This is a genomic window from Streptomyces sp. HNM0575, from assembly GCF_012726265.1.
GTDB lineage: Bacteria > Actinomycetota > Actinomycetes > Streptomycetales > Streptomycetaceae > Streptomyces.
In genome coordinates this window covers 263,117-279,750 of sequence record NZ_JAASAG010000003.1, presented here as the reverse complement: position 1 = coordinate 279,750, position 16,634 = coordinate 263,117, and the positions used below count along the sequence as shown (strand labels likewise).

Sequence of the window (16,634 nt, the reverse complement as noted above, 5' to 3'; positions counted from 1 at the left end):
GCCCGGCTCGTGACACAGCGCCCGTCCCGCCCCTGTGCGCCGGCGCATACGCTCGGGGCACACGGCCGTCGTCCGCACGGTTCGCACCTGCCGGTACGGGGCAGACCGGGGCACATCCCGACGGCGCAGGCCGGGGCGAGTCGAAGCCGCGAACGGGAGGCCGGGTCCGTACGGGCAGGGAGGAGCACAGGTGCCGGTGGAGGTCACGTGGTGGGGGCACGCCACCGCCACGGTGCGGGACTCCGGAGTGACGGTTCTCACCGATCCTCTCCTCGTGCGGCGCATGGCACATCTGCGCCGCCGCCGCGGTCCGCTGCCGCCGCCGTCCGCCGCTCTCGCCGACGTGGTGCTGGTCTCCCACCTCCACGCCGACCATCTCCACCTCGGCTCGCTCGCCCTGCTGGCACCCGACACCCGCGTGATCGTGCCGCGCGGCGCGCTGCGCGCGGTGCCGGGGCTGCGGCGGCTCGCTCCGGTGCTGCGGTTCGACGAGGTCGCCGAGGGCGAGTGCGTCGCCGTGCGGGACGTGACGGTGCGTGCGGTGCCCGCGGCGCACGACGGGCGGCGCCTGCCGTACGGGCCGCAGCGCACGCCCGCGCTCGGATACGTCGTGGAGGGCGAGGGCCGTACGTACTTCGCGGGTGACACGGGCCTGTTCGACGGCATGGCGGAGGCCGTCGGCGACGTCGACGTTGCCCTGCTGCCCGTCGGCGGCTGGGGCCCGTGGCTGGGCGAGGAGCACCTGGACGCCGAGCGCGCCGCCCGCGCCCTGGTGGACCTGCGCCCGCGCACGGCGGTGCCGGTGCACTACGGCACGTACTGGCCGATCGGCATGGACGCGGTGCGGCCGCACGAATTCCACGCGCCGGGCGACGAGTTCGTGCGGAAGGCGGGTGCGCTGGCGCCCGCGGTGACGGTGCACCGGCTGGCGCACGGCGAGAGCGTACGGCTGGGGGTGGCCTGATGCCGGCTCACGTCCTGTACGCCGCGGGGGCGGCCGCGCACGCCGCGGCCGGCGGAGGCATCGGCGCCGGATCCGTCCTCGGCATCGGTGCCGCGGCCGGTGCCGCGGCCGGTGGCGGGATGGGCACGGGCACGGCGATACCCCCGGAGTCCACACAGCAGGCGGTCACCTACCCGTCCCTCTTCCTGCTCGTGGTGCTGGGCTCGCTGGTGCCGGTCGTGCCCACGGGTGCCCTCGTCAGCGGCGCGGCGGTGGTGGCCCTGCACCAGAGCGTGCCGGGGCTGGCGCTGGTGGCGGTCTTCGCGGTGGGAGCGGCCGCCGCGTTCTGCGGCGACATCACGCTGTACTGGCTCGGCAGGCGCGGGATCGACTCGAAGAGCGGATCACGCTGGCTGGAGCGGCTGCGGGACCACGCACCGCCCGAACGTCTCGGGCAGGCCCAGGACAGGCTCCGCGAACACGAGGTGGCGGTGCTCGTCGTCTCGCGCCTCATACCCGCCGGACGCATACCCGTGATGCTGGCCTGCCTGCTCGCGCGGATCGGCACGAGGGAGTTCGTGCGCGGCAATCTGCCCGCATGTCTGGCCTGGACGGTCGCCTACCAGGCCGTGGGACTGCTCAGCGGATCCCTCTTCCCGGAGCCGTGGGAGGGAGTCGCGGCGGCGGTCGCCCTCACGGTCGTCATCAGCGCCGTGCCGGCGGTCTGGCGCCGGCTCCGTCCGGGCTGAGAGCAGGCGGACCCGCGCCTCTCCACGGCGACGGGCGGCCGTACGCCCGCGCGGACTTCACGCCCGCAGCACCCGCGACGCCCCGACCGGGAGGTCCCACAGGTCACCGCGCGTGCGTCCCGCCGCGGCCCACGCCGCCCGTACCCGCTCCAGGGGCTGCATCGGCGGCTCCGCCGAGAGCAGGAACGTCCCGTAGTGCATGGGCGCCATGGCGCGCGCCCCGACGTCGCGGCAGGCCCGCACCGCCTCCTCGGGGGTCATGTGCACCGGGCGCAGCATCCAGCGCGGCTCGTACGCCCCGACGGGCAGCAGCGCCAGATCGATTCCGGGGCAGCGGTCGCCGATCTCCGGGAACCAGTGGCCGTAACCCGTGTCACCCGCGAAGTAGACGCGCTGCTCCCGCCGTTCGGGCCCGTGCCGCCGCCCGAGGCCGTCGCCGCTCACGGTGAGCACCCATCCGCCCCACAGGGAACGGCACGTGTCCGTCAGCGTCCTGCGGGACCAGTGGTGTGCGGGTACGAACTCGAAGCGGACCCGGCGGCCGTCGTCTCCGGGCAGCTCCGCCGCCTCCCACCAGTCCAGCTCCGTCACGCTGGTGAAGCCGCGCCTGCGGCACCAGCGGCCCAGCCCGGCGGGCACGAACAGGGGCGTGCCGCGCGGGAGTCTGCGGAGGGTCGGGGCGTCGAGGTGGTCGTAGTGGTTGTGCGAGACGACCACGGCGTCGATCCGCGGAAGATCCGCCCAGGCGACGCCGGGCGGCGTGACACGGGCGGGCGTGCCGAGGATGCGGCGCGACCACACGGGGTCGGTCAGCACGGTCAGCCCGCCGGCGCGTACGACCCAACTCGCGTGCCCCGCCCATGTGACGGCCGCTTCCCCGGGGCGGGGCTCGGCCAGCGGACCCGGCTCGTACGGAAGGCGCGCGACGTCGCTCAGCGTCTCCGGTGCCGGGCGCATCGAGCCGTCGCGGATGACCCGCAGGAACGCGCGTGCGTCGGGGAGCGGCGCGCTGAGGCGGTGCGCGAAGCTCCGCGGCCAGAAGCGCTTGGCACCGACGGGGTGCAGCACCGGATGTCCCGTGCCCGGCGCCGGCTCGCGCTCCACGGGAGCGAGCGCGGCGGACGGGGCAGATGCGGGCGCCGCGCTCCCCGCCTCCGGGGCTCCCGGCGCCCTCGCCGTGCGGGCCGGATCCGCCGTGCGGGCCGAGCCGGCGGACCCGGCCGAGCCCGCTGAGTCCGCGGCACCCGCCGGTTCCCCCGCGCTCACTGGTTCCGCCGTCTCCATGTCGTGATCGGGCAGCGTCCGGTCCTTTTCCACGGTCACTCCCGGAAGGCCGTCAGTTCGGCAAGGGCAGATCGCACCGACTCCAGTACCCGGCTCTCCCCGGCCGATGCCGCAGCTCCGGGCTCCTCGGACCCCGTCAGCAGCCCCGCCGGCAGCCGTACGCGCAGGGCCTTCGGATCGTCGCCGAGACGGTGCCCGCCGCACGCGTACGGACCGAACATCCGCACCAGTTCCGCCTCCAGCGCGGCCGAGTCGCGGATGCCGCGGGCGTCGAGACGGGCCCGTACGGGCTCGAAGTCCGCGTACAGATGCCGCCCGAGGCGGGGCGGGCGGCACAGCGCACCGGCTCCGGTGACGAGTCCGTGCAGCTCCTTGAGCACGGCGCCGTAGGCGCGTGCCGTGGCGGCACGCCGTTTCCGCACCGCCTCCGGTTCGGTGAGCGCGTCGGCGACGGCGGCGTCGTCCGGGCCGCTCAGCCCCGTGCGCAGCACCCGCAGCACCTGCCGTACCGAGTCGGCGAGGCCGCGCCCGCGCCCGCTGTCCGGGAAGCGCGCGATCCCGGCGGCCGGGCCGCTGGTCAGCAGCGTCTCGCCGAGGCCCGTGAGCACGACGACCGCGTCGCTCTCCCGTCCTCCGTGGATCATCTCGGCGGGGCTCACGACCACCGTGGTGTGCGGTGCGTGTGACGTCTCGCGCCAGGTCTCGTCGCTGACGATCAGCAGCCGTTCGTCCCCGGCGACCTCGATGACCTCGTGCAGCAGCTCGGGGGGCACGGCCGTACCGGTGCAGTCGTCGGCCACGGAGAGGACCAGCACCCGAGGGTCGTGACCGTGGCCGCGCGTGCGCCGCACCGTCTCGCGCAGGGCGACCGGGTCGGGCACTCCCCCGCACTCGGCCGGTACGGGAACGGTGTGCAGCGGCCGGTCGAGCAGCATGGCCTGCGGCGCGTACCAGCCCTCGCAGGGCCTGGGGGTCAGTACGGCTCCGCAGCCGGTCGTCGCGAGCACGGCGAAGAGCAGGAGCGCGGAGTTGGGGGCCGCGACGACCTGTCCGGGGCGGGTCTCCATGCCGCGGCGGCGCCAGTAGCCGCAGGCGGCGACGGCGGTGGCTGAACCGCCTTGGCGGTAGGCCTCGTTGCCTTCGCTGCCCGCGTTGCCCTCCATGCCACGCCTCCGCCGTCGTGACGCCGTGCGCCACCCGCGGCGGTCGGTGGCCGGCGGTGCGGATGGTCAGCGGTCCGGCATCAATTCAGACAAACGTCACAATGCGTCCACCTTGGCAGACGTTCCGACGGTGGCGCGCGCCGACACGTGTCCCCGCCGGGCGCGCCAGGGCAGGGCGTACGGGCCGGGAACGAGGTCCGTCCCGGACGGCCCGGCCGCCCCCGGACGACGGGGACGAAACCGGACCCGACGCGGATCCGAAGGCGCCCCGGCGTCCCGGCCCGCAGCTCCCCGCGCCCCACCGGCTCAGCGTGCCCATCGACTCAGCGCGAGTTCCGCAGCTTCCCCAGGTGCTCCTCGACGCCCCGGCCCCGGTTGCGCACGATCGCCTCGGCCAGTTCGCTCAGCTTGCGGTTGGTGCGCTGGGACAGGGCGCGCAGCAGGTCGAAGGCCTCCTCCGGGCCGCAGCGCTCGTGGCCCATCACGATCCCGCACGCCTGGTCCACCACGGGGCGCGAGCGCAACGCGGAGTTGAGCTGTTCCACCTCGACGAGCGCGTCGCGGTAGCGGCGGTCCCTGCCCAGCACGGCTGCGGCGAGTTCGGCGAGCTGCGGTCCGCTGCCCGCGACCACGCCGTCCAGGCCCTCCGGACGGAAGGCGTAGAGGCTGACCGTCAGCACGGCGCCGTCGTGGCGGTACGGAAACGTGGCACAGGCGCGCAGTCCGCGCTGGAGCGCCATGGCCCGGAAGCGCGGCCACCGGGTCTCACGCAGCACGTCGCCCGCGACCACGGGCTCTCCGCTCGCCAGCGCGCCGGGCACGGGCCCCTCCTCGTACTCCCACTGAACGGCGACGAGTCCCGATACATCGGGATGTGTCACGGCGGCGGCCGGCCCCTCGGGGGCACCGGCGAGCGGGCCGCCCGTCGCATCGGTGAGCGTCACCGCGGCGGCGCAGCTCCCGGGCGTACTGGCGACGGCGCGCTCGGCGAGTTCGGTGCAGCCGCGGGCGAGGGATATCTCGCCGCCGCGTTCGTCCACTTCCTCCGGGGGGGAGCAGGGAGGGCAGGGTCGCGGCGAGCGAACCGTCCGGGGCGCCTGGCGAATGCGGGTTGTCCACACGCGTTCGGCTGCCCGGGAACCCGGGCGGGAAACGGCCGCATGTGCACAGACCGGGCAGGGTTGGTGAATGTCGCGCAGGGACGGCCTGGCGCTTCCCTGACCAGGGATGCCCGCTAGGTTTGCCTACATGACGGAAGTTGAGGGCTTCGGCGCTGAACTGGCTGATTTCCGCCGACGAGTCGACGAACTGCAAGCCGCGCGTTCCCTCCCGGAGAGCGAGCGGCTGCTCTCCCTCGACGCCGCGTTGTTCGAGCTCCGGCACGTCGCCGAGGTGCTGTGGCCGCGCTACGAGGAGCTCGCGGCGGCCGGGCGGCGCGGCGGCGGCCGCGGCGACGGGCACGAGCAGCAGCTGCTGCGTTCCGTCTTCCACCGGCTGCCGGTGCCCGTGGTCCTGCTCGACAAGGACGCGGTCGTACGGCGGCTGAACCCCGCGGCGACACAGCTGTTCGGCGTGCGCGCCGGCTATGCGGCCGGGCGGTCGATCACGGGGTCGCTCACCCACGACGGGCGGCCCGTTCTGCGTACGCAGGTCGCGGCCGTGGCGCGCGGCGAGGGGGCGCGGAGCGTGCGGGTGCAGCTGCTGCACCCCGGCTCCTCCGCCGAGGCGACCGGCGCGACCGGCACCAAAGGTTCGGGCGGCACCAAAGGTTCGGGCGGCGCAGGCGGCGGGCCCTCGCCGCACACGGCTCTGCGGGCGACCCTCAGCGCCGTCTCCACGCCGCAGGAGTCACGCGGCGGCGTGCTCGCCGTCTTCCAGCCGGTCGTGCCGGGCCCGGAGGGGCACGCGAGCGGCGAGGTGCCACCGGTCGAGCCGGGTCCGGCAGGCGCCCCCGACCTGGACGAGATGTCCCGGCACGCCGAACTCCTCGATCTCACCGACGACATGACCTCCGCGCTGCTGACCGCCGAGCGGAAACCGGAGTCGGTGGCGGCACGCGCCGCGGCGGTGCTCCACGAGCGCTTCGCGGACTGGGTGATCGTCGACGTCCTCGACGGGGACGCACTGCGCAGGGCGGTGGCGCTCGGCCCGTACGAGGACGTACGCGACGCGCTCATGCGGCAGGCACCCCTCGACGCGCCCCTCGTGAAGGACGCCGTGGTGAACGGCACCGCCGCTCTCCATACGCGCGCCGAGGACTCCGAGGCCTTCGGTACGGACGACACCGGATCCGCGGTGCTCGTGCGCGCCGCGGTCGGCTCGCTGATGTGCGTACCGCTCGCACCCGGCGAGCGCCCCGGCAACGGCTCCCGCCGGGGCGAGGACGGCACCGGCCGGGGCGGCCCCCTGAGGAACGGCCCCCGAAAGAACGCCCCCGAAGGGAACGGCCCCGGCAAGGCCGCCGAAGGCGCCGCCCGTACGCGCGGAGTGCTGACTCTTTTCCGTACGGCCGGAGAGCGTGCCTTCGAACTCGCCGAAGCCGGGGCCGTCCAGCGCATCGCCCGTCACATCGCGCTCGCGATGGGCTGACGACGGGCAGGGGACCTGCCGGGCGGTCTCCCGTCAGACCGCCACGAGCTCCCGCTCGCGTTCCCGTTCCGGTTCGCGGTCGTGGTCGTGGTCGTGGTCGTGGTCACTGTCGCTCTCGCGTTCCAGATCGGCGTCGACCTCCTGCTGGAGCCGGTCGCATGTACGGCTGATCAGCCGCGAGACGTGCATCTGCGAGATGCCGAGCCGGTCGGCGATCTTCGTCTGCGTCATGTCGCAGAAGAACCGCAGGTAGAGGATGCGGCGTTCACGGTCCGGCAGCCGCTCCAGCCTCGGCTTCACCGACTCGCGGTAGACGATGTGGTCGAAGCCGGGCTCGGAGCGTCCCAGCGTGTCCGCGAGCGAGTAGCCGTCGTCGGCGCCCGGCAGCTCGGCGTCGAGGGAAAGGGTGCTGTAGCTCTCCAGCGCCTCCATCCCGACGAGCACGTCCTCCTCGGACATCCGGGCATGCTCGGCGATCTCCGCCACGGAGGGGCTGCGGCCGGCTGTGGACATGCTCAGTTCGCGGCGGCTGATGCGCACGCGGTTGCGCAGCTCCTGCACGCGGCGCGGCACGTGCAGCCCCCACATGTGGTCGCGGAAGTGGCGCTTGATCTCACCGACGATGGTGGGCACCGCGAAGCTCTCGAAGGCGCTGCCACGGTCGGGGTCATAACGGGTGACAGCCTTCACCAGGCCCAGGGAGGCGACCTGCTGAAGGTCCTCCAGCGCCTCTCCGCGGTTGCGGAAACGCTGTGCCAGACGCTCGGCCATCGGCATCCAGGCCGTCACGACCTGCTGCCTCAGCTCTTCCTTCTCCGGCCCCTCGGGCAGCGAGACGATGCGACGGAAGTCGGCAGCGGTGTCGGGGGCGTCGTCGTGCGGATGACGAACACGCTTCGTACGGGTCTGTACGGGGGTCATGAGTGCTTCTCGCCCTCTTCCCTTCGGTGTACTGCGTCAGAGCAATCACCGCGGGAGAAGGCACCTGCGGTCGGACCTGAACGGCCCTGAGCGGACGAAGATGTCCCGCTCCCGCGGATGTGCCTTCTTTCCGAAGCACTGTTGTCCCGCTTGCCCCCGCTTCGGGGCACCAAACGTCAACACCCGCTTCGTTGCTGTGGCTTGTGCCACCCGAGCCCCGCACGGGCGACGGTCACTGCACGCCCGGTGGGGTTTCCTGCCTGCCGGGCCGGTAACCCGGGGCCGCATGGCTACCCCGACGGCGACGAGTTGCGGACGCTTCCCGGCCTCCGAGTACGGTCCGCGCGGGCTGGTGGAGCAGGCGGCCGGCACGGTCGGCCGGGCGGGGCGCAGGGCGCCGTGGATCCCAGGCAGTCATGACCCGTGGACCGCGGCTCAGGGTCGCTGCGACGTGGCCTGTTCGGCCCGTACGGCCCGTACCGCCCGTTCGGCCGCCGCGATACGCACCGTCCACGAGCGCCGTCCCGGCATGCCGCAGCCGGAGAACTGACGCCGCCGAGACCCGGCGGGCGGCGAGGCCCGGGGCACGGACCGCGCCCCGGGGGGCCGAAGACCGCGGCCGGACGCCCGCACGCACGCGGCCCGCCGGCACCGAGAGGAGCGCGATCCATGTCCGAGAAGGTCTCCGACTACATCCTGCGCAGGCTGCGCGAGTGGAACGTCGAGCACGTCTTCGGCTACCCCGGCGACGGCATCAACGGCCTGCTCGCCGCCTGGGAACGGGCCGGCAACGAGCCCCGGTTCGTACAGTCACGGCACGAGGAGATGGCAGCCTTCGAAGCCGTCGGCTACGCCAAGTTCCGCGGCACGCTGGGCGTTTGCACCGCCACCTCCGGCCCGGGTGCCATCCATCTGCTCAACGGGCTCTACGACGCCAAGCTCGACCACGTGCCCGTCGTGGCGATCATCGGGCAGACCGCGCGCACCGCCATGGGCGGCTCCTACCAGCAGGAGATCGACCTGCACTCCCTCTTCAAGGACGTCGCCTCGGAGTTCCTGGAGACGGTCACCGTCCCCGAGCAGCTGCCCAACGTCCTGGACCGCGCCGTCCGCACCGCCTACGCGCGCCGCGCGCCCACGGCCGTCATCGTCCACTCCGATGTGCAGGAGCTCGAATACGAGGCGCCGGGACACGAGTTCAAGATGGTGCCCTCCAGCCTGGGCAGCAGCGGCTGGCGCACCGAACCCTCCGAGGAGGCCCTCGACCACGCCGCGGAGATCCTCAACTCCGGCAAGAAGGTGGCCGTACTCGCCGGGCAGGGGGCTCGCGGCGCGCAGGCCGAGGTGCAGAAGACCGCGGAGACCCTGCGGGCCGGTGTGGCGAAGGCGCTGCTCGGCATGGACGTACTCCCGGACACCCTGCCGTATGTGACGGGCCCGATCGGGCTGCTGGGCAGCCGTCCCAGCTACGAGATGATGCGCGACTGCGACACGTTCCTCACCATCGGATCGAGCCTGCCCTACAGCCAGTTCCTGCCCCCGTACGGCAAGGCGCGGGCCGTCCAGATCGACCTGGACCCGCACATGGCGGGGATGCGCTACCCGTACGAGGTCAACCTCATCGGCGACGCCAGGTCCACCCTGCGGCGGCTGCTGCCGAAGCTCCGTCAGAACGACGAAGGGACGGAGTGGCAGGAGGAGTTGACGGCCTCCGTCGACCGCTGGAAGGAGATCATGCGGCGGCGGGCCGAAGTGAGCGCGGACCCGGTCAACCCCGAATACGTCGCGCACTGCCTCGATCCGCTGCTCCCCGACGACGCGATCCTCACCGCCGACTCGGGCTCCACGACCAACTGGTACGCCCGGCACCTCACCATGCGCGGCACCATGCGGGGCTCGCTGTCGGGCACGCTGGCGACGATGGGCTGCGGCGTCCCGTACGCGATCGGCGCGAAGTTCGCCCACCCGGACCGGCCCGTGATCGCGCTCGTCGGCGACGGCGCGATGCAGATGAACGGGCTCGCAGAGCTCATCACGCTCGCCAAGTACCGGATGTCGTGGGCCGATTCGCGCTTCGTGATCGGCGTCTGGAACAACCGCGACCTCAACCAGGTCACTTGGGAGATGCGCGCCATGAGCGGCTCGCCGCAGTTCGTGCCGTCGCAGTCGCTGCCGGACGTCTCCTACGCCGCGTTCGCGCGCACGCTCGGCATGACCGGCATCAGGGTCGAGCAGCCGGAGGACGTCGAGGACGCATGGCGCCGCGCACTGGAGGCCGACGGCCCGGCGGTCGTCGAGTTCATGACGGACCCGTCCGTACCGCCGATTCCGCCGCACGCCGACTGGGACCAGATCGAGGCCACGGTGGCGTCGATCGTCAAGGGCGATACGGACCGAAGGTCGGTGGTCAAACAGGGCTTCAAGGCGAAGCTCCAGGACTTCCTGCCCGGCGGCAGGCCCCATCCGTCCGGGGCGGCCGAGGAGCCGGAGAAGGCCCGGCCCGACGGCGGACAGCCGGACAGCGAGAAGCCGGACGTCGCGAAGAGCGGCAAGGACGGGCGCAAGGACGCGAAGAAGGACACGAAGGCGGAGAAGAAGCACGCCAAGGACAAGGAGAAGTCGGGCTCGGGCAAGGAGCCGAAGAAGCGCAGGCGTGAGCGCGAGCGCGTGGCGAAGGGCACCGACGAGTGACCTTCCGCCGCGCGAAGGGCGCCGGGGCGCGGGAGGGCACGACGGCCTTCCCGCGCCCCGGTGCCCTTGACGCGTCACGCGTCACGCGTCACGCCACGCGTCACGCCTCACGCGCCCGCGCGCCCTCCCGCGTACGACCGGGGGTCACCGGACGGTCCGGGTGGCGGCGCAGATACTCCGCCTCCAGCTCCGTCATCCGCACGCTGTGCGCGGAGAGCGCGTCCTCCGGCGCGTGCAGCAGGGTGTCGTGCCGGGTGCGGTGAATGGTCTCGAGTTCCTTGAGAAGGTCCGCGTCGGACAGATCGCGGGGGTCGATTCCCATGAGGCTCCCTCTCGGTGTCGCTCTCGGTGTCGCTGCGTACTGCTCCGTCGCCGGGTGCTGCTCTGCCTGCCTGCTCTGCTTCTGCTCTGCCATCCGTCCTCGAACCGCTCCTCGTACGGATCTGCCGCCGACCAGCCGGGACGCCCTGGCCGCGCCCGGCTCCCCGTGTGGTCCGCGGCCGTACGGGTACCCGGCCTCGGCAATCCAAGGAGGGAATCAATGGAACTCGGATTCCTCGGTCCGCTCTTCGAGCGCCAGGGCCCTTGGGCATCGGTCTACTTCGACACCACGTGGGCCTCCGAGGACGCCGCGGCCCGCCAGAGGCTCAATGCCAAGTCGGCCCGCGAGCAGCTGAAGGACGAGGGCGCGGACGACGCCACGTGCGGCGCCGTGTACGACAGGCTCGTATCGCTGCCCCGAGGCCCGGAACCGCCCGGGCACGCGGTCTTCGCCGCGGGCGGCGAGGTCGTGCTGGACGTGGAGTTGACCGCGGCGCCGCCCGGCGGGGGTCCCCTCGTCGCATGGCAGCCGCTTCCGCACACCGGTCCGCTGGTCGAACTCGCCGACGCCGATCCTCCCGGCCTCGTGGCCTACATCGACCGCCAGGGAGCCGAATTCGAGCTGACCGGCGCCACGGGCGCCCACGGCGCGGGACGTGTCACCGGCGCCGACTGGCCGGTGCACCGCACGCCCACCGGCGACTGGTCCGAGCGGCACTTCCAGACCGCCGTCGAGAACACCTGGGAGCAGAACGCCGCGGAGATCGCCGACGAGCTGCGCATCCGCTGGGAGAAGTGCGGCGCGGAAGTGCTCGTACTGGCCGGGGACGCGCGCGAGCGCAATTCCGTGTACGACCGTCTCCCGTCCGACCTGCGGGAACGCACCGTGACGGCGGAGCACGGCGTACGCGCCGACAGCGGCCCCGAGGGGCCCGCCGCGAACACCGCGGGCGGACGGAAGCTGCTGGCGGAGGAGGTCGCCCGCGCCCGGGCCGACTACGCGCGGCAGCGGGTGGCCACCGCCCTCGAGCGGTTCCAGGCGGGCCGCGCCCCCAGCGAGGACGGCCGCATCGACGCCGCCGAGGGTGTGCCCGCGCTGGTGGAGGCGGCACGCGAGCACCGCGTCGCGGTGCTGCTCGTACGCCCCGAGGGCCCGGATCTCCACCGCGACGTGTGGGTCGGCGACGAGCCCGGACAGCTCGCGGCCCGCCGAAGCGAGACGCAGTACCTGGGCGCCACGGAGCCCTCTCGGGCACGAGCCGACGACGCGCTGCTGCGCTCCGCGGCGGCGACGGGAGCGGACGTGCTGTGCGTACGGGACTCCGACGTCCCGGAAGGCGTACCGCGGGACCTGCCCGACGGCGGTCTCGGTGCGCTGCTGCGCTGGCCCTACGAAGGAGCACCGGAAGGAGGTGGAGCCGGTGGCGGACAACATGCAACGGGGCAGTGACCGGTTGAACGTCCACCGGGACGACGAGGCCAAGCGGGAGATGCAGGGCCGTATACGGTCCGGGCACCCCACGCGGGCCGAGGAGTGGGACGACCCCGAGCCCGGCGCCGACGACGACCCGGAGGTCACCGAGCGGCCGGTGCCGGTACTCGGTGCGGCGGACCGGGAGGAGGCGGAGGACGAGGCCCTGCGCTCCGACCTGGCACGCCATCTCGGGCGCGGCGCCTTTCCCGCCGACCGGGATGGGCTCAAGCGCACGCTGATGGATCAGTACGCGCCGGACTCCCTGGTGGAGACGGTGCGCGAGCTGCCCAAGGGCGGCGACACCTACGGGAACGTGCAGGAGGTGATGGCCGCTCTGGGGCGCAGGCCCCAGGCGTGATATGAGGCGGCCTGGAGACACCGCCGGGGCTCGCGGCCCCGGCGCCGGAAGCGGCTCCCGCCATTCGCAGGCGGGGCCGCTTCCGCGTGTGTTACGTCCGTTACGGCCGTGGTGAGGCGCGGCACGTCAACGTTTACGGGCATCGCGGCGGAGCAAGCGAAGCCTCATGGCTACGTTCACCGACCGCCTCGGGCGGACTCTGCGCAGCTTCCAGCGTCAGCACGTACAGGGCCGTGGCGCCGCCTCCGCGGCGAAACCGCCCCGGGCAGGAGGCGCGCGCAGGACGCGCGGAACACGCGGAACACGCGGGGCGCTCAACTCCGCGATGGCGAACGCGACTTGGGCGAGTAAGCCCTGGGGAGCGGCCAAGGCCGGGACCAGGGCCACGGCCAAGGGACCGGTCAAGGGGGCGATCAAGGGCTCGGCCAAGGGACCGGCGAAGCGCTCGGCCAAGGCGTCGTCCGGCACCCCTTCGTGGCGCAACTGGCCCCCGTCGCGGGCTTGGTCGGCGGCCGACCGCCGCGTCTTCGAACTGGTCGCCCGGCGCGACTGGCCCGGCCCGGAAGGTGTGCTGCCGGCGCTGAGCCGCAGCGCCAACCAGGGCCGGCTCTGGTTCGCCGTGGCGGGCGCCATCGCGCTCTCGAACACCCCGCGCGCCCGCCGGTGCGCCGCACGCGGACTCGCCTCGCTGGCCGTCGCCTCCGCCACGGTCAACACCCTCGGCAAGGGCTCGGTGCGGCGGGAACGGCCGCTGCTCGACGCGGTGCCGCTGATAAGGCAGTTGCACCGCCAACCGGTGACCACCTCGTTCCCTTCCGGGCACGCGGCGTCCGCCGCGGCATTCGTCACGGGTGTCGCCCTGGAGTCGCCGCGCTGGGGCGCGGCGGTCGCCCCCGTCGCGGCGGCCGTCGCCTTCTCCCGCGTCTACACGGGCGTCCACTACCCCAGCGACGTACTGGTGGGAGCGGCGCTCGGCGTCGGCTCGGCGTTCGCCGTACGGGGCATCGCACCCACCCGTTCCCAACTGCCCTCGCCCGGACGCCCGTTGGCGGACGCTCCGGCGATGCCCGAGGGTTCGGGGCTGGTGCTGGTCGCCAACTCCTCCTCCGGGTTCCGCATCGACGACTTCGGCCCCCAGCCCGTCGCCGCCGTGACCTCGCGGACCGCGGAGCCCGCGGCCCGCGACGAGGCCCCGGCCGCCGGGCGGGACGAGCCGGCCGAGCCCGAGGAGCCCGCCGAGCCCGCCGAGCCCGCGGCGCTGGGCGTCGTACGCAGCATGCTGCCCAAGGCGGAGATCGTCACCTGCGACCCGAAGTCCGGCGGGCTGCCCGAGGCCCTGGAGGAGGCCGCTCAGCGGGCCGCGGCACTCGGCGGCGCGCTCGGCGTCAGCGGCGGCGACGGCACCGTGAACGCCGCCGCGTCATGCGCCGTACGGGCCGGGGTGCCGCTGGCGGTGCTGCCGGGCGGTACGCACAATCACTTCGCCTTCGACCTCGGCATAGAGGAGGTCGCCGACGCGTGCCGTGCCGTGCAGACGGGCGAGGCGGTCGCCGTCGACCTGGGACGGTTCACGCCGCAGCCGGAGCCCGGAGGCGAGCGCCCGGACCAGGAGCCCGGCTACTTCCTCAACACCTTCAGCCTCGGCGCGTACCCGGAGCTCGTCCGCATCCGCGAGCGCTGGGCCCACCGCATCGGCCCCTGGCCGGCCGGGGTGCTGGCGGCGCTTCGCGTACTGCGCACCAGCGGACCCGTGGAGGCCGGACTGGGCGGCAAGGAGCGCGCCCTGTGGCTGCTCTTCGCGGGCAACTGCGCGTACCGGGTGGGCATGGCGCCGGTGCGGCGGCACGACCTCGCCGACGGGATGCTCGACGTCCGCATCGTCAAGGCCGGCCGCTGGGCCCGTACGCGGCTGTTCATAGCGGCCCTCACCAGCGCCGTGGACCGCTCGCCGCTGCACAGCACGACGCGGCTGCGCCGGCTGATGATCAGCGACATCCCCCCTGGCACTCATCTGACGTACGACGGTGAAGTGGCAAGGGCGCCGGGCAGGTTGCTGCTCGACAAGGAGCACGAGGCGCTGCGCGTGTACCGGCCGCTGAACGTCTGAGAGACAGCGAGCACCTGAGATAGAGCGAGCGCCTGAGAGAGCGAGCGCCTGAGAGAGAGCGGGAGAACGCCCGTGAACGGGGCCCGGGTCGGCGGGGCGGGACGAGCCTCAGTGGTGGTGGCCGTTCCTGCCCAGGGTCTCCACGGGCGTCGCGCCGGGACGGGTCCACTGCGGCACGGGACGGCTCGTCGGGCCCCAAGTCGCGTTCCCGTCCGCGTCCGTGCGCCAGTACCAGCAGATCGGCGAGCCGTGCCCGCCGATCGGTGCGTCGGTACGCGGGGTCTCGGGCCAGCCCTCGGGGTTGTCCTCCCACCCCTCGCGGCGGCCGTAGGGCGTCATGTCGAGCAGGCCCAGGGAGCCGTTGACCGGCTCGTTGCCGCGACCCGTCGTGGAGTAGGTGAGGAAGGTGCGGTCGCCGTCGCGCAGGAAGCAGGCGATGTGACCCATGTCCGTGCCGACCGGCGCGGCCACGTCGCGCACCGAGTACCAGGGCTGTGTGTAGCCCATGAACTCGACGTAGGCGGCCACCTCTTCCCAGCGGCCCGTGGTCAGCACGGCGAACGAGACGCCGCGGGCGTTGAGATAGACCGCGTCCTTCATGTGCCAGGCGGTGGTGGTGCATCCCTCGCACTGCCCCTGGTGCGGCGCGCCGTCGTGCCACATGTGCTTGTAGACCACGAGTTCGTCGCGGCCCTGGAAGAGGTCCAGGAACGGTACGGACCCTTCGCGCCCGACGACCTCGACCGTCCCGTCGAACTCCACCATCGGCAGCCTGCGGCGGGCCGCGGCGATGGCGTCGCCTTCGTGGGTGTGGGCCTTCTCGCGGATCAGAAGCTCGTCACGGGCGGCCTGCCAGGTGGCCGCGTCGACGACGGGCGGACGGCCGGGAAGCGTGGTGGCCGGATCGCCGGGTGTGGTCGTCATGGTGTCCTCCGTGGTGCTCGTGCCGGGCGGGGCGGGGCCGTACGAGGTCCTTACGGCGGCCCGCGGCGGTCGCCAGAAGAGACCCGCGCCCGTGCCGGAACTCATCGCCGTGCCGGACGCCCACCGCGAGCCGCGCGCCGCGGACTTCCCCGGGTCCGCGCCCTCGGCCCCGCGCCCTCGATCCCGCGCCCTCGATCCCGCGCCTTCGGGGTGCGGTGTCCGCATGGCGGTCCGCGGTCGTGCCGTCGGCCCCGGAGCCAATAGCCTGCGGACATGGCGGAGGGTGAAGAGACGGACGGGCGCACGGCCGTCTATACGCACGGGCACCATGAGGCGGTGCTGCGTTCGCATACGTGGCGCACCGCGGCCAATTCGGCCGGGTACCTGCTGGGCCGGCTGAAGCCGGACGCACGGGTGCTGGACATCGGCTGCGGGCCGGGCACCATCACGGCGGACCTGGCGGCGCTCGTACCGGAGGGACACGTCACGGCCCTCGACTCGGCACCCGGAGTGCTGGAGCGGGCGCGGGCGGCGGCGGCCGAACGCGGCCTCGGCAACGTCACGTTCGAGACCGGCGACGTGCACGCGCTCGCCCACCCCGACGACTCCTTCGACGTGGTGCACGCACACCAGGTGCTGCAACACGTCGGCGATCCGGTGCGGGCGCTACGGGAGATGCGGCGGGTGTGCGCGCCGGGCGGCCTCGTCGCGGCCCGGGACGCCGACTACGGCGCGATGTTCTGGTTTCCCCTCGTGGACGGGCTCGCCGGATGGCAGGAGCTGTACCGGCGGGTGGCGCGCGCCAACGGCGGCGAGCCCGACGCCGGGCGCAGGCTGCACGCGTGGGCGCGGGAGGCGGGGCTGCGGGACGTCACGGCGTCGGCCGGCACGTGGTGCTTCGCGACACCCGAGGAGCGGGCGTGGTGGAGCGAGTCGTGGGCGGAGCGCACGCTCGCCTCGTCGTTCGCGACGTCGGCCGTCGAGGGCGGGCACGCGACGCGGGAGCATCTGCGCGGCGCGGCGGAGGCCTGGCGTGAGTGGGGTGCGCGGGAGGACGGCTGGTTCGCCGTGCCGCACGGGGAGATCCTGTGCCGGGCCTGACGTGCGCCG

General features: G+C 73.6%; 15 protein-coding genes. 9 read left to right on the top strand and 6 right to left on the bottom strand.

The genetic code is table 11. The annotated features are described in order from the left end of the window. Nucleotides 1-190 precede the first annotated feature (190 nt). Both HCC61_RS09210 and HCC61_RS09205 read left to right on the top strand, forming a co-directional pair. Nucleotides 191-964 (top strand): MBL fold metallo-hydrolase, encoded by a 774-nt coding sequence (locus HCC61_RS09210; RefSeq protein ID WP_169134810.1) that lies wholly within the window; start codon nucleotides 191-193, stop codon nucleotides 962-964. 119 nt (nucleotides 965-1,083) lie between these two features. Further along, entirely contained in the window at nucleotides 1,084-1,692 is a 609-nt protein-coding gene (locus HCC61_RS09205; protein WP_169135209.1) for a VTT domain-containing protein, read from the top strand. Nucleotides 1,693-1,749: 57 nt separating this feature from the next. Here HCC61_RS09205 and HCC61_RS09200 read toward each other — a convergent pair whose 3' ends face one another. The 3 genes from HCC61_RS09200 to HCC61_RS31470 all read right to left on the bottom strand — a co-directional run bounded on the left by HCC61_RS09200 (nucleotide 1,750) and on the right by HCC61_RS31470 (nucleotide 5,179). Continuing rightward, nucleotides 1,750-3,009: an MBL fold metallo-hydrolase gene (locus HCC61_RS09200; protein ID WP_346777103.1), complete on the bottom strand. Its 1,260-nt coding sequence runs from the start codon at nucleotides 3,007-3,009 to the stop codon at nucleotides 1,750-1,752. Nucleotides 3,010-3,011: 2 nt separating this feature from the next. Continuing rightward, nucleotides 3,012-4,139, bottom strand: coding sequence for an aminotransferase class I/II-fold pyridoxal phosphate-dependent enzyme (locus tag HCC61_RS09195; protein ID WP_169134809.1), 1,128 nt, complete (start codon nucleotides 4,137-4,139; stop codon nucleotides 3,012-3,014). A 323-nt stretch (nucleotides 4,140-4,462) separates the two neighbouring features. Further along, nucleotides 4,463-5,179 carry a GAF and ANTAR domain-containing protein gene (locus HCC61_RS31470; RefSeq protein WP_169134808.1) on the bottom strand — a complete coding sequence of 239 codons (717 nt, stop codon included), beginning with the start codon at nucleotides 5,177-5,179 and terminating at the stop codon, nucleotides 4,463-4,465. A 208-nt stretch (nucleotides 5,180-5,387) separates the two neighbouring features. On the opposite strand from HCC61_RS31470, the gene HCC61_RS09185 reads away from it, so the two are divergent. Next, nucleotides 5,388-6,728, top strand: a complete 1,341-nt coding sequence (locus HCC61_RS09185; RefSeq protein ID WP_169134807.1) for a PAS domain-containing protein — start codon at nucleotides 5,388-5,390, stop codon at nucleotides 6,726-6,728. 33 nt (nucleotides 6,729-6,761) lie between these two features. Here the strand turns inward: HCC61_RS09185 and HCC61_RS09180 are convergent, their stop codons facing one another. Next, on the bottom strand, nucleotides 6,762-7,649 hold the full coding sequence (locus tag HCC61_RS09180) for a SigB/SigF/SigG family RNA polymerase sigma factor (protein ID WP_169134806.1): 888 nt from the start codon (nucleotides 7,647-7,649) through the stop codon (nucleotides 6,762-6,764). A 286-nt stretch (nucleotides 7,650-7,935) separates the two neighbouring features. On the opposite strand from HCC61_RS09180, the gene HCC61_RS09175 reads away from it, so the two are divergent. Continuing rightward, nucleotides 7,936-8,199 carry a hypothetical protein gene (locus HCC61_RS09175; RefSeq protein WP_169134805.1) on the top strand — a complete coding sequence of 88 codons (264 nt, stop codon included), beginning with the start codon at nucleotides 7,936-7,938 and terminating at the stop codon, nucleotides 8,197-8,199. A gap of 119 nt (nucleotides 8,200-8,318) precedes the next feature. After that, on the top strand, nucleotides 8,319-10,340 hold the full coding sequence (locus HCC61_RS09170; protein WP_169134804.1) for a thiamine pyrophosphate-requiring protein: 2,022 nt from the start codon (nucleotides 8,319-8,321) through the stop codon (nucleotides 10,338-10,340). A 100-nt stretch (nucleotides 10,341-10,440) separates the two neighbouring features. On the opposite strand, the gene HCC61_RS09165 is transcribed toward HCC61_RS09170, so the two are convergent. Further along, nucleotides 10,441-10,662: a DUF6158 family protein gene (locus HCC61_RS09165; RefSeq protein WP_169134803.1), complete on the bottom strand. Its 222-nt coding sequence runs from the start codon at nucleotides 10,660-10,662 to the stop codon at nucleotides 10,441-10,443. Nucleotides 10,663-10,881: 219 nt separating this feature from the next. Here HCC61_RS09165 and HCC61_RS09160 point away from each other — a divergent pair, with 219 nt between their 5' ends. The 3 genes from HCC61_RS09160 (at nucleotide 10,882) to HCC61_RS09150 (ending at nucleotide 14,600) form a co-directional block, all read left to right on the top strand. Next, entirely contained in the window at nucleotides 10,882-12,111 is a 1,230-nt protein-coding gene (locus tag HCC61_RS09160; protein ID WP_169134802.1) for a Vms1/Ankzf1 family peptidyl-tRNA hydrolase, read from the top strand. After that, entirely contained in the window at nucleotides 12,095-12,493 is a 399-nt protein-coding gene (locus HCC61_RS09155) for a DUF2795 domain-containing protein (RefSeq protein WP_169135207.1), read from the top strand. Before HCC61_RS09160 ends, HCC61_RS09155 begins: the two co-directional genes overlap by 17 nt. 166 nt (nucleotides 12,494-12,659) lie before the next feature. Next, a complete protein-coding gene (locus HCC61_RS09150; protein WP_240968721.1) occupies nucleotides 12,660-14,600 on the top strand; it encodes a bifunctional phosphatase PAP2/diacylglycerol kinase family protein in 1,941 nt (646 codons plus the stop codon). A gap of 108 nt (nucleotides 14,601-14,708) precedes the next feature. On the opposite strand, the gene HCC61_RS09145 is transcribed toward HCC61_RS09150, so the two are convergent. Further along, nucleotides 14,709-15,524, bottom strand: a complete 816-nt coding sequence (locus tag HCC61_RS09145) for a DUF899 family protein (RefSeq protein ID WP_169134801.1) — start codon at nucleotides 15,522-15,524, stop codon at nucleotides 14,709-14,711. Nucleotides 15,525-15,797: 273 nt separating this feature from the next. Between HCC61_RS09145 and HCC61_RS09140 the strand changes: the two genes are divergently transcribed. Continuing rightward, nucleotides 15,798-16,625, top strand: coding sequence for a methyltransferase domain-containing protein (locus tag HCC61_RS09140; RefSeq protein WP_169134800.1), 828 nt, complete (start codon nucleotides 15,798-15,800; stop codon nucleotides 16,623-16,625). Nucleotides 16,626-16,634: the final 9 nt, after the last annotated feature.